This window comes from Pseudoalteromonas shioyasakiensis (assembly GCF_019134595.1).
Lineage (GTDB): Bacteria > Pseudomonadota > Gammaproteobacteria > Enterobacterales > Alteromonadaceae > Pseudoalteromonas > Pseudoalteromonas shioyasakiensis_A.
On sequence record NZ_CP077770.1, the window covers coordinates 2,442,595 to 2,455,218 of the forward strand.

A 12,624-nucleotide genomic window follows, 5' to 3' on the forward strand; every position below is an offset into this window, starting at 1 on the left:
ATATGCCTTAAATTGCCCAGCCTAATCAAGGGTTTTCTTAAACCTAAATGCAGCCACAGCCAAGCCCAAAATAGTAAAGGCTAACAGCCAAAGTAAGTCACTGCTCATACTTATTAGATTGACATCTTTTAGCACTACTCCACGTATTAACCTTAGGTAATGCGTTGCGGGTAGACACTCAGCAAGCCATTGCGCTGCCTTTGGCATACCTTCATAGGGAAATACAAAACCTGACAATAAAATAGAGGGTAATAGAATAAAAATTGTCATTTGCATTGCTTGAAGCTGGTTTTTAGCTATGGTCGAAAGTACTAAGCCAAGCACTAAACTGGCACATATAAACGCAAAGGTTGCGACAACCAATGCGACTAAACCGCCACCAAAAGGAATGTGAAACAAGAGCTTACCCATGCCTAATATAATAAATAACTGAATAAAACCAATGAAGATATAAGGCACCACTTTACCAATCATTAATTCCAGTGAGCTTAACGGTAAGGTGATTAAAAGCTCCATATTACCTCGCTCTTGCTCTTTAACAATGGCAGCAGAAGTAAACATAATCATCGTCATGGTTAAAATAACAGCAGCTAAACCTGGCACAATATTCACCGCAGAGCGTTGCTCTGGGTTATAAAATAAGGTCGTTTCAAAGGTTGGGGACGTTCTATTCGCAGGCTTATCGAGAAGTTCTGCAAGGGGCATATTACGTAGCGATTTTATGCTCGACGCTACCATTGTATCTGAGCCATCAACTAACCAATGCGCAATTGGCCTGACTAACGACTCATTACTGCCATCAGGCAATCCAAAGCCAACGGTTGGGTGTTGAGCTAGTCGGTTTGCCACATCGTGGGGTATAAACAGCACAGCACGCACTTTCGCACTTGCGATTGCTGTTTGTGCCTGCTCAATACTGTCGTAATAATCCGTCACTTTAACCACATTTGTCGCCGATACTGTTTGTACTAAAATACGACTGAGCGCAGTTTGACTATGATCGACAACAGCAACAGGGATATCTTTAACGTTGGTGTTAATAGCGTAACCAAAAAGAATCAGTTGGATCAGAGGGATCATCACCACCATCGCAAAGGTCATTCTATCGCGGCGTAATTGTAATAATTCTTTGTTTACAATTGCTTTTATCCGGCTTAATGAAGTCATAATACTCATTGTCTGCCCTGCCCTGTGCAGGTGACAAACACGTCTTCAAGGCTTGGGCGCACACTATTTACTTGCCACGTATCCTGACAAAATGATTGCTGTTTTATGAACTCAACGGGGTCTTGAACATCTTTTTTTACTAATACTCGCAGCTGTGCACCTAATTGAGTGGCTGAGATAACATGGTCGATTGTTGCGAGCTGTTTTTTTAATTCCCTGGTTTGCGCCCCTGCGATTTCTACAACATGAGCGTGCATGTCTGTCATTAATTGCTTTGGAGAGCCATCCGCGCGTTTAATACCAGATTCTAAAATGGCTAAACGATGACAACGCTCAGCTTCATCCATGTAATGGGTGGTGACTAATATCGTGGTACCGGCATTACTTAAATCAAACAGTGTTTCCCAAAAATCACGGCGATTTTGTGGATCGACTGCCGATGTTGGTTCATCAAGAAATAAAATTTTCGGTTTATTAATCACTGCAGCAGCCAATGCTAAGCGCTGCCGTTGGCCCCCACTCATACTTCCGGCCATTTGATCTACTCTTTGATCAAGACCATAGGTATGGAGCAATTCGTCAATTCTTTGTTGTTTTTGCAGCTTTTTAAAAGGGTAAAGCGCCGCCATGAACTTTAGGTTTTCAAGTACGGTCAAGTCACTATAAAGTGAAAACTTTTGCGTCATATAACCAAGTTGCGTTCTGAGCTTTTCAGCATCTTTTGGCAGACTCAAGCCAAGCACATTGATATCACCAGAGGTTGGCTTCAATAACCCTGTAAGCATACGGATTGCGGTGGTTTTACCACAGCCATTAGGGCCCAAAAAACCATAAATTTGCCCTTGCTCAACGTCTAGATCAAGGTTATCAATCGCTTTCAAGTCGCCAAATTGTTTTACCAAACCTTTGGCATGGATCACCGATTCAGTCATGGCATAATCACTTGAGCAGGTACGCCTGTCGGTAAATTATTTTCACTTACCGGTAGTGTTACCTCAGCAAGATACATTAATCTCGCACGCTCTTCCTGATTAAGGGCATAAAAAGGCGTGAACGCAGGCTCTGAGGCAATCCAGGTCAATTCACCCTGTATATCTTTATCTATGCCATCGACACGAACTGTCAGTGTCATGCCCTGATTGAGCTTGGCACGATATGGTTCAGGGATATATACGCGAGCGTAAGGTGCGCTGTTTGCTTGAATAATAACGACTGGGCTGCCTTTAGTAACTCGCTCACCTACGTGCCAAGGTAAATTATCGACCCTGCCAGCACGCATCGCTTTAATTGTCAGGTCTGAGAGGTATTTTTGCTGTACTTTTAGTTCTGCTTCTGCCGCCTGAACTTGCGCTTTCGCACTATTAATATCTTCAACGCGAGAACCATTTGTTAATTCATTTAAGTTCTGCTTTGCTGATTCTAAATTAGCGAAAGTCTCATCACGTGCAGCGGTTGCACTATCTAAGGTTTCTTGGCTTGCGAGTTTATCCTTAACTAAGGTTTTTGCACGGCGAAAATTAGCTTCGCTTTGCGTATATGCAGCATTAGCTGCTGCTACTTTGGCTGATGCGGCAGCAACTTCTTCGGGGCGAGCACCATTCAAGGTTTTTTCAAGAAATGCAGTGGCTTGAGCTAGTTGAGCTTGTGCTTTAGCAACAATCGCTTGTTGTAGTTCGGCATCGAACTTTGCAATCACCTGCCCTTTTTCGACCAACTGGCCTGCTGAAACGGGTAAATCGATCAGTATTTCGTTAGTCGTTGCAGGATGGATCACACGCTCACGCTCAAGCGTTCCTAGCGCTACTCCCTCATTTGAGTCTGAACAAGCAGTAATGACTAAAGAAATTAGTATGAGTACAACACGTTTAGCTAACATTTTAATTTCCTTATGGTTAGCTGATGAGTTGCTAGATACTATAAAGTATTAAAATGATCTGTAAAAGTGATCTATAGGAATTAAAGTTTTAGAAATATATGGAGTCTATATCGTAAAGATATATGGAGAATAAGGAATATTAAGCTGAAAAATCTTAGTTCTATTTGAAATGATATATAGATAGTCTTTCCAACACATCAACTTACTTAAAGTAAGTGGCGTCCCCAAGGGGATTCGAACCCCTGTTACCGCCGTGAAAGGGCGGTGTCCTAGGCCTCTAGACGATGGGGACACATAATGTGTCACTAGGACAACTGAATAGTTAAACTCGATTCAGACGAGCTCTTAATAACACAACACTTAAAGTAAGTGGCGTCCCCAAGGGGATTCGAACCCCTGTTACCGCCGTGAAAGGGCGGTGTCCTAGGCCTCTAGACGATGGGGACACATAATGTGTCACTAGGACAACTGAATAGTTAAACTCGATTCAGACGAGCTCTTAATAACACAACACTTAAAGTAAGTGGCGTCCCCAAGGGGATTCGAACCCCTGTTACCGCCGTGAAAGGGCGGTGTCCTAGGCCTCTAGACGATGGGGACACATAATGTGTCACTAGGACAACTGAATAATTAGACTCGATTCAGACGAGCTTTTAATAACACATCACTTAAAGTAAGTGGCGTCCCCAAGAGATTCGTACTCTTGATAACGTCGTGCATAGATTGCGCGGTGTTCACCGCCCCACTACACATAACCTACTTAAATAAGTGGCGTCCCCAAGGGGATTCGAACCCCTGTTACCGCCGTGAAAGGGCGGTGTCCTAGGCCTCTAGACGATGGGGACACATAATGTGTCACTAGGACAACTGAATAGTTAGACTCGATTCAGACGAGCTTTTAATAACACAACACTTTTAGAAAGTGGCGTCCCCAAGGGGATTCGAACCCCTGTTACCGCCGTGAAAGGGCGGTGTCCTAGGCCTCTAGACGATGGGGACACATAATGTGTCACTAGGACAACTGAATAGTTAGACTCGATTCAGACGAGCTCTTAATAACACAACACTTTTAGTAAGTGGCGTCCCCAAGAGATTCGTACTCTTGATAACGTCGTGCATAGATTGCGCGGTGTTCACCGCCCCACTACACATAACCTACTTAAATAAGTGGCGTCCCCAAGGGGATTCGAACCCCTGTTACCGCCGTGAAAGGGCGGTGTCCTAGGCCTCTAGACGATGGGGACACATAATGTGTCACTAGGACATTAAATGATAGTTTGACTCATATCGGAGTTAAGGTTACTAAAATAACATGTAAGTACTCGAGACCAACATATTTATTCTCTTGGCAATTGCTCACTTACTAAGAGTAAGTGGCGTCCCCAAGGGGATTCGAACCCCTGTTACCGCCGTGAAAGGGCGGTGTCCTAGGCCTCTAGACGATGGGGACGCAGAAAACTGCAACCCTAGGACAAACACTATGCAAATCTGGTGGAGCTATGCGGGATCGAACCGCAGACCTCTTCGCTGCCAGCGAAGCGCTCTCCCAGCTGAGCTATAGCCCCGACTTGCATACACACCGCCAATTAATGTTGGTTGTGTATCGCTGAGTGCGGGGCGCATTCTATGCAGCCCCCCAAATAAAGTCAACAGTTTTTTATCTAAGTTTATTTAAATGATTTAAATTTCAACAAGCTGACTAAATATCAATCCGTTACGGAGGCATTTTATACAAAGTGCTATCAAATTAGCTATTTTGGGCTTCTTGTATTGCTGGTTTGTTATCAAAGACTCTCTGCATTTGAATTTACTCTCTTAAAAAAGGTATACATTTATATGCAAAACAAAGTTCATTATTTAAAGCATTGAACAAAACGATTTCGCCCTACCCTTTTTTGTTTTTAATCGTGCTAAGTATAGAGCTTTTAACTGATGCATATTTATTGGTATGAAAAAACTGTTTTAAAAATTTACTGTATTCATATCATTTTAGAATGACTTGCACAGGTCATAGAGCTAAAGATCAAGCTCTAAATATAAGCTTATGAATATAAATTGCATATTTGTTCGCCAAAAAATGCTTAAATGCCATGTCATTGTTTATAAAAGCTGCATCTAACACATTTTTACTCATTCAAGTGTTGACACATTTACAACTCTATCTATAATAGCGCCCCACAACAACGCAGCAATGAGTTGTTTTAGATATGGGTCGTTAGCTCAGTTGGGAGAGCATCGCCCTTACAAGGCGAGGGTCACTGGTTCAAGTCCAGTACGACCCACCATTATTCACTAATGGTGTTCATATCTAAATTCTTAATGGGTCGTTAGCTCAGTTGGGAGAGCATCGCCCTTACAAGGCGAGGGTCACTGGTTCAAGTCCAGTACGACCCACCATTAAGAAAATTTGCTGTATGTAATATGGGTCGTTAGCTCAGTTGGGAGAGCATCGCCCTTACAAGGCGAGGGTCACTGGTTCAAGTCCAGTACGACCCACCATTTTTTAAAGTGGTGTTTCATATTACAAAAATCTAAATGGGTCGTTAGCTCAGTTGGGAGAGCATCGCCCTTACAAGGCGAGGGTCACTGGTTCAAGTCCAGTACGACCCACCATTAAGAAAATTTGCTGTATGTAATATGGGTCGTTAGCTCAGTTGGGAGAGCATCGCCCTTACAAGGCGAGGGTCACTGGTTCAAGTCCAGTACGACCCACCATTTTTTAAAGTGGTGTTTCATATTACAAAAATCTAAATGGGTCGTTAGCTCAGTTGGGAGAGCATCGCCCTTACAAGGCGAGGGTCACTGGTTCAAGTCCAGTACGACCCACCATTAAACAAACTTTGGTGGTGTTTTCATTTAGATTATTCTTCGCGGGTCGTTAGCTCAGTTGGGAGAGCATCGCCCTTACAAGGCGAGGGTCACTGGTTCAAGTCCAGTACGACCCACCATTTACTTTTTGAAAATGGTAGCGAAGAAAAAGATTATATGGGTCGTTAGCTCAGTTGGGAGAGCATCGCCCTTACAAGGCGAGGGTCACTGGTTCAAGTCCAGTACGACCCACCATTACTTTTTGAAGCAGAGAGCATCGCAACTCTTTACAATGAAAAGGCTCGGCGGTTAAGTTCAGTAAGAACAACCATTTAATCTTAAAAATTTATATGTGGGTCGTTAGCTCAGTTGGGAGAGCATCGCCCTTACAAGGCGAGGGTCACTGGTTCAAGTCCAGTACGACCCACCACATATAAAACCTCCTTATTTTATCTCTAGTTTTAAAAAGCATCGCCACTCCTTACAAAACACAGGCTCGATGGTTCAAGTCCAGTACGACCCACCACATATAAAACCTCCTTATTTTATCTCTAGTTTTAAAAAGCATCGCCACTCCTTACAAAACACAGGCTCGATGATTCAAGTCCAGTACGACCCACCACATATAAAAATCAATTCTAATATCTAACTTCTAATATCTAACTTCTAAAACCTATTACTCACTGCTCCCTTTATTGATATGACCCAAAGCTAAACTTTAAATCATTGCAAAAGCTGTAATTTGCCTTGTCAGCAGCTAGACTGTTTATTATAGTCATCGTTAATGTCACTTAGTCGCAAGTCCAATGCCTGCAAAGATTTTTTCGAAAGCCAAAATTTTAATAGTTGAAGAGCAGCCACTTGCTCAAAGCTATATGAAACAATCCTTAGAGGGGTTGGGGTTTCGTCAGTTGCGTTTTGCGGAGCATGCAATTGCAGCAAAAGAACAATGTCAAATTGAGCAGTTCGATCTCATCGTTTGTTCATTTAACCTTAGTAAACATCAAGATGGTTATCAGCTTTATGAAGAGCTGAAAATGAAGCGTCTTATAAAAAACTCTACCGGCTTTATTTTTATTTCGGCTGAAACAAGTGGCTCGTTAGTTCACAGTGTACTCGAGCTACAACCAGATGATTTCTTAGTTAAACCCTTTACAATTAACGAATTAAAAAATCGTATTGAAAAAGTGTTATTGCGCAAAAGTAACCTACATCAAATTTATCAACTTATTGATGATGGGAATGACTCCAAAGCAATTAAACAAATTGATACCTTGCTGCAAAACAAAGGTAATAGTTACAGCGCCATTCTATTAAGATTAAAAGGTGACGCCCTTCTTCGCCTTAAGCGCTTTGAAGATGCCAAAACATTTTTTAAATCAGTGCTCGATATTCAAAAATTTACTTGGGCAAAAGTTGGTTTAGTCGAAGCGCTTATTGCTAATAATGAACATACCCTAGCACACCGCATGCTTAAGACGATGTTGCAGCGCAGTGAAACGAGACTAGTTGCTCTTGATTTACTGGGTCGATTAGAAATAAAACTCAATAAGTTTGATGAGGCTCAGGACTTTTTTAGTAAAGCTGTTGAGATTGCCCCGCGTAACATTGACCGCCAAAAAGCCTTGAGTCATGTTTCGCTTTTAAATCATGATTATGAAAAAAACTATTTAACTCAAAAAGATATTGCCAGTTACGCAAAGCACTCAATTCATGATAACCCAGATGTATATTTAAATGCGGCGCGCGCAGGAATTGATTTTGCTTTAACGACGGATCAAACCGATCAAGTTAATCGCATTTCAAGACAGACAAACCAGTACTTAAGTGATTTAAAAAAGCAGTTTCCGAATAGTAATAATCAAACACAAATTGATGTTCTCAATGCGCGTTTGCATTATTTAAAGGATGAACATCAAAAGGCTAAAGCACTTATCAATCAGCTTGATGAAAGTGACACTCAAATTCGTTCAGTAGATGGTGCGCTCGATAAAGCGAAAGCGTTTCATGAACTTGGTTTTCACCACAAAGCGCAGATGCTGTTTAACCAAATAATAACTCACTGTGAACGCCACCCATCGGTTAGCGATCCGGTGTATTTACGTTATATTCAACAACAACAAACTGAACGACGAGATATTAAACTCGGGCCTAAAGAGCTCAATAATCACGCTGTAACACAATTCAATAAAGGTCAGCTCAATACGGCGCTTGAAGCCTTCAGCCAAGCATTTAGGATCATGCCTAAAAATGCCAGCATCGCTTTAAATCTACTGCAATGTTTATTCGATACTAATAACCAAGGCCAATCATTTAATTTAGCGCTGGCGAAAAAATGTTTTGCTTTGCTAGATGCACAAACATTAGAAGATGAACAAGCAATCCGCTTTGAAAAAATTAAAGCTCTGGCTGCAAAGTTAAAAATTAAGCTTGCTGAGTAATTGCGTATGGCATCTTCTTTTTTTAATTTTAAAAAGCCCCTCCTAAGCGTTGCGCTTTTATTCTTTTGCCAATACAGCTTTGCCTCAGCAACATTACAACATTGGCAACAAGCCAGTATTAATTGGCAAAGTGAAGCAGGTAGCCATATCAATATTTTGGCTGATGAGCAGCCTGCATTTATGGCGTTAAAACCCTACATTCCTTTATTTGAGCAGCTAACAGGAATTTCTGTTGGCTTTCATGCTTTGGAACAATCACAAATGCGTGTTCGTCGCCATCAAGACTTAACCGAAGCTTCAGGGCTTTACGATGTACTGCCGATGGGGATTACCTTTTTAGGCGAAGCGAAAAGCCAAGGCTGGATTGAGCCCTTGCAGCCTTACATTGATAACCCAAAACTGACAGATAAAACTTGGTATCAGTTAGAAGACATTAGTGAACGTAGCCTAGCGCTTTGTAAAATTGATAACACGCTATATTCATTACCGTTTGATTTTTCTGCGCCGATTTATTTTTATCGCAAAGATCTTTTCGAACGTTTTAACTTGGCAGTTCCCGATACCTACGAGCAACTACAAGCAACCAAAGTTAAGTTACAACGAGAAATCGACCGTACCCCTTCTTTAAATGGTATGCATGCATTTGCCTCACGTACGCTGCCGGGGGCAGGATTAAACACTTGGACTGTGTTACCTGTTATGCGTGCTTATGGCGCTGAAGTTATCGACGCGCAGGGCCAGTCTGTTTTTAATAGCCCTGAAACGGCACAAAGCCTACAAGTGTATCGCGACCTTGTAACAGGGTTCGGCAATCCAGATAACAGCCGCTTACTGCATTTTTATGAAATTCGTCGCCTGTTTAAAGAAGGCCGCCTTGCCTCGGCCTTTTTGGCCTCTCATTTTTATAATGAGATCGATACCGCCGAAGAGTCAGATATTTGGAATAAATGGGAAGCAGCCCCCTTGCCTACTGGTCCAATCGCCAGAGAAACATCTCCTTGGGCATGGGCATTTGCAATTAATAGCAAATCAACTAACAAAGATGCTGCATGGTTATTTATTCAATGGGCAACCAGTGAGCAGACCGCCGCACTACTTAGTACAGGTGGCTCACTGCCTAGACAAAAAGTGTGGCACGAAAAGCTGTTTACTCTCGTAAACAAACCTGGCTTTAATAAAGCCATGTTATGGGTGTTTGAGCATGCAACGCCTGATCGCCTTCAGGCTGGCATGGTAGAGTTCCCTGTTATTGGCGAGATTATTTCGCAAACCTTTAGCCAAATTTTCTATGGTGCAGATATAAAACAATCAATCAAAAGCACTGACGAAAAAATAAACGCTAATATGCAAGCATTAAAAGCACGGAGCAATATTGAGCAATGAGAATTAGTATTGCCCACAAAATTTTAATGATCATTGGCTTTACCATTACTCTTATTTTAGGGGCAAGTACGTCGTTGCATGTAATGGAGCTAAAAGAGCAAACACTTTTGAACATGAGTGAAAAAGCCGATGCGATTGTCTCGCCCATGTTGTCAGAAATAAACAGCCTCACAAAAGACAATACCGTGGGGAGTTGGGTGCTTAAAATTCAGGGTATTACATTAAAAAATATTTTAAAAAATAATACCTTTGATGATTTAAAAACGATTTACTTTATCGACCAAAATAATTTTATCGCTGCACACCCAGATAACAGTAAAGTAGATACCCTAGAAACTAACCAAGTGCTGCTAAAACAGCTCAACCCTAAGCAAAATGCCATTGTAGCCATGGATCAGCAATATGCTGTTGCTGTGCCAATTAGCAATTTTCAGGGGGAAAACATCGGTTACGTTATCGTAAGCTTTTCAGATAAAGACTTAGCGTTAAAGACTAAATCGATTATTAGTAATGCGGTTTCGCTGTTTGCTATTTACTTGTTAACCGCACTTATCATCGCCTATATCATTATTCGCCGTATTATTTTGCAGCCCATTGATCAGCTCGTGGAGTTTTCTCATGCTGTGACCACAGGTGATTTAAACTGCCCTATAAATATAAAAAGCCAAGATGAAATAGGTACCCTCGCTAGTGGCTTTAAAATGATGCGTGCTGCGGTTAGGCAGCAGATCAACAGCATGCATGAACAACATAGCTTGCTTGAAGACACAGTTGCAAAGCGTACTCAAGAGTACCTTGATGCTAAAGAACAAGCTGAACAATCAAATCAGGCTAAAAGTCGCTTTTTAGCTAATATGTCACATGAATTAAGAACTCCGCTCAATGCAGTGCTAGGTTTTAGCCAATTACTACAAGATAGCGAAACAGATAAAAATAAGCGTCGTTACTTAGAAGCAATATCAATCTCTGGTAATTCACTGCTTAATGTATTGAATGACATTCTCGATTTATCAAAAATCGATGCTGGTAAAATGCAACTCGATATTGAGCGTGTAGAAATCCCTAAAATGTGCCATGAGCTTAATATGATGTTTTTACAACTCAGTGCGCAAAAGGATCTCGATTTACAAATAAGCTCTCACCCAGAGTTAACAACCCCAGTGTTACTTGATAGCAATAAAGTTCGCCAAGTACTAACCAACTTAATCAGTAACGCCATTAAGTTCACTGCACAAGGCAGTGTTAAGGTGTATTTCGATTTTAAAGTCCACGATGACAACAGCAATATTGATATTAATATTCATGTCACAGACACAGGTAAAGGTATTCCTAAAGATCAACAAGATCTTATTTTTAATGACTTTGAACAAGTACAAGGTCAACGTAGTTCGGAGTTTGGTGGAACGGGGTTAGGTCTTGCGATTTCATTGCGTTTTATCAAGTTGATGGGTGGTGAGTTATCGGTGATAAGCGATAAAGATAAAGGCAGTGAGTTTATCGTGTCGTTACCGAACGTTGAATTAGCCGAGTCTAAAAACGAAGTGGAACATCGTAACTACCCTGCTATTTCAAGCTATCATTTTAATCCTGCTCGCATTTTGATTGTTGATGATATTCCTTATAACCGTGACTATTTAGAGTCCTTCTTATCACGTTGGAGCTTTACCGTAGACACGGCTATCAATGGTGAAGATGCCCTTAAAAAAATTGAGCAGCACCAGCCTGATTTAATCATTATGGATTTAAAAATGCCGGTAATGGGCGGGTTAGAGGCAAGTCAGTTAATTCGCAGTGATGATCGCTTCAAGCATATTCCGATTATTGCGGTTACAGCGTCGGTATTAAAAGATGATAAGGCGCAATCCAGTATTTTGACAGACTATATAATTAGTAAGCCAATTCACCGTGAGCACCTTATTTTCATCATTGCTCAATACTTAGATTAGGTAGAGATTAGACACGCATTAGTCGCGTTTTTTCATCGCTATAGCATTCATGCAATAGCGTAAGCCACTTGGCGCTGGACCATCAGGAAATACATGCCCTAAATGTGCATCGCAAACATTACAGACAGCTTCAATACGCTGCATACCATGGCTAGAGTCCGCGATATAGGCAATGCTTTCAACACTGCTAGGCTGAGTAAATGACGGCCAGCCTGTGCCACTATCGAACTTTTCATCGCCATCAAAAAGTAAGTTGTCACAACATACACACGCATATTGACCTGGTTCAAATATCGTACATGAATCAGAGCTGTGCGGACGTTCAGTACCTTTTAAACGGGTAACATAGAATGTATCTTGTTCGAGCTCAGCTTGCCATTCAGATGGCGATTTTTCGACTCGACGTGAAGGTGTTGGGTTACCGTTATGGGCAAACTCTAAAATATCTTGCCAAGTTAACATAGTGCTCCCTCAGGGTTGAATACAACAGTTGCACAGTACATCACAAGCCCTATTAAGGGCAAGCAACGTGCGTCTAGTAATTACTGTGTTTGCAGCCGAATATCTATTTGTGCACGTTCACGCTCAGAAAGTAGCTGTGCTAAATGGCTATTAATTTGGCTGCTATTAACACTCAATACGGCGGTTATCTGCTGTTCATTGACATCCGTTACATGAATGATCCCTTCGCCGATTTCAATCTGCTTAATTTGGCCAATTAATACAAACTCAGCTTTGCGTTTAAAATCGAATAAACCAGCCAGACTTATCAGTGCTAGCTGATTCACATCGCGCTTGAGTAAATCGGCAATGGGATTACGCGCTACAAATAACGGAGTTACCCTATATAAGCTTGATAAAGTAATAAAGCCCCACAACATCACAAACAACGAAAATGCAGCACTGTGCCAAAGTGGCGTAAACACCCATAAAGCAATTAATACCAGCGCGATAGTGAGTGAAATTTTTGCTAAAAGCTTATTAATTGCCAACATAGTGTTGC

7 protein-coding genes, 17 tRNA genes and 2 pseudogenes are annotated in these 12,624 nt (G+C 41.5%); 13 read left to right on the plus strand and 13 right to left on the minus strand.

The genetic code is table 11. The annotated features are described in order from the left end of the window. Positions 1–21 precede the first annotated feature (21 nt). From KQP93_RS11385 to KQP93_RS11435, 11 genes are all read right to left on the minus strand, one after another. The gene (locus tag KQP93_RS11385) at positions 22–1,167 is read right to left on the minus strand and encodes an ABC transporter permease (protein ID WP_217876780.1); all 1,146 of its coding nucleotides are present in this window, start codon (positions 1,165–1,167) and stop codon (positions 22–24) included. Positions 1,168–1,172: 5 nt separating this feature from the next. Next, positions 1,173–2,099, minus strand: coding sequence for an ABC transporter ATP-binding protein (locus tag KQP93_RS11390; RefSeq protein ID WP_217874489.1), 927 nt, complete (start codon positions 2,097–2,099; stop codon positions 1,173–1,175). Continuing rightward, positions 2,096–3,043: an HlyD family secretion protein gene (locus tag KQP93_RS11395; protein ID WP_217874490.1), complete on the minus strand. Its 948-nt coding sequence runs from the start codon at positions 3,041–3,043 to the stop codon at positions 2,096–2,098. The genes KQP93_RS11390 and KQP93_RS11395 overlap by 4 nt, the downstream gene beginning before the upstream one ends. A 216-nt stretch (positions 3,044–3,259) precedes the next feature. After that, positions 3,260–3,335, minus strand: a tRNA-Glu gene (locus KQP93_RS11400). Positions 3,336–3,413: 78 nt separating this feature from the next. After that, positions 3,414–3,489, minus strand: a tRNA-Glu gene (locus tag KQP93_RS11405). A 78-nt stretch (positions 3,490–3,567) separates the two neighbouring features. Further along, a tRNA-Glu gene (locus tag KQP93_RS11410) sits at positions 3,568–3,643 on the minus strand. A gap of 169 nt (positions 3,644–3,812) precedes the next feature. Further along, positions 3,813–3,888, minus strand: a tRNA-Glu gene (locus KQP93_RS11415). 78 nt (positions 3,889–3,966) lie between these two features. Further along, positions 3,967–4,042: transfer RNA gene (locus tag KQP93_RS11420), tRNA-Glu, on the minus strand. Between the two features lie 169 nt (positions 4,043–4,211). After that, positions 4,212–4,287, minus strand: a tRNA-Glu gene (locus KQP93_RS11425). Between the two features lie 130 nt (positions 4,288–4,417). After that, positions 4,418–4,493, minus strand: a tRNA-Glu gene (locus KQP93_RS11430). A gap of 39 nt (positions 4,494–4,532) precedes the next feature. Next, positions 4,533–4,608: transfer RNA gene (locus KQP93_RS11435), tRNA-Ala, on the minus strand. 644 nt (positions 4,609–5,252) lie between these two features. Between KQP93_RS11435 and KQP93_RS11440 the strand changes: the two genes are divergently transcribed. The 12 genes from KQP93_RS11440 to KQP93_RS11495 all read left to right on the plus strand — a co-directional run bounded on the left by KQP93_RS11440 (position 5,253) and on the right by KQP93_RS11495 (position 11,621). Continuing rightward, positions 5,253–5,328 (plus strand) — tRNA-Val (locus KQP93_RS11440). A gap of 36 nt (positions 5,329–5,364) precedes the next feature. Then, a tRNA-Val gene (locus KQP93_RS11445) sits at positions 5,365–5,440 on the plus strand. Between the two features lie 26 nt (positions 5,441–5,466). After that, positions 5,467–5,542 (plus strand) — tRNA-Val (locus tag KQP93_RS11450). A 38-nt stretch (positions 5,543–5,580) separates the two neighbouring features. Beyond that, a tRNA-Val gene (locus KQP93_RS11455) sits at positions 5,581–5,656 on the plus strand. 26 nt (positions 5,657–5,682) lie between these two features. Beyond that, positions 5,683–5,758, plus strand: a tRNA-Val gene (locus KQP93_RS11460). Positions 5,759–5,796: 38 nt separating this feature from the next. After that, positions 5,797–5,872, plus strand: a tRNA-Val gene (locus KQP93_RS11465). A gap of 43 nt (positions 5,873–5,915) precedes the next feature. Further along, positions 5,916–5,991 (plus strand) — tRNA-Val (locus KQP93_RS11470). Positions 5,992–6,030: 39 nt separating this feature from the next. Continuing rightward, a tRNA-Val gene (locus tag KQP93_RS11475) sits at positions 6,031–6,106 on the plus strand. Positions 6,107–6,205: 99 nt separating this feature from the next. Continuing rightward, positions 6,206–6,281 (plus strand) — tRNA-Val (locus KQP93_RS11480). 376 nt (positions 6,282–6,657) lie between these two features. Next, on the plus strand, positions 6,658–8,292 hold the full coding sequence (locus tag KQP93_RS11485) for a response regulator (RefSeq protein WP_217874492.1): 1,635 nt from the start codon (positions 6,658–6,660) through the stop codon (positions 8,290–8,292). Positions 8,293–8,298: 6 nt separating this feature from the next. After that, positions 8,299–9,675, plus strand: a complete 1,377-nt coding sequence (locus KQP93_RS11490) for an extracellular solute-binding protein (RefSeq protein ID WP_217874493.1) — start codon at positions 8,299–8,301, stop codon at positions 9,673–9,675. Next, positions 9,672–11,621: an ATP-binding protein gene (locus KQP93_RS11495; RefSeq protein WP_217874494.1), complete on the plus strand. Its 1,950-nt coding sequence runs from the start codon at positions 9,672–9,674 to the stop codon at positions 11,619–11,621. The genes KQP93_RS11490 and KQP93_RS11495 overlap by 4 nt, the downstream gene beginning before the upstream one ends. A gap of 18 nt (positions 11,622–11,639) precedes the next feature. On the opposite strand, the pseudogene msrB reads toward KQP93_RS11495, so the two are convergent. Then, positions 11,640–11,954 (minus strand): annotated as a pseudogene (msrB, locus tag KQP93_RS11500) (peptide-methionine (R)-S-oxide reductase MsrB); the annotation flags it as partial. Positions 11,955–12,021: 67 nt separating this feature from the next. On the opposite strand from msrB, the pseudogene KQP93_RS21620 reads away from it, so the two are divergent. After that, positions 12,022–12,102, plus strand: a pseudogene (locus KQP93_RS21620) (hypothetical protein); the annotation flags it as partial. 61 nt (positions 12,103–12,163) lie between these two features. Here the strand turns inward: KQP93_RS21620 and KQP93_RS11505 are convergent. Beyond that, entirely contained in the window at positions 12,164–12,616 is a 453-nt protein-coding gene (locus KQP93_RS11505) for a hypothetical protein (protein WP_217874497.1), read from the minus strand. Positions 12,617–12,624: the final 8 nt, after the last annotated feature.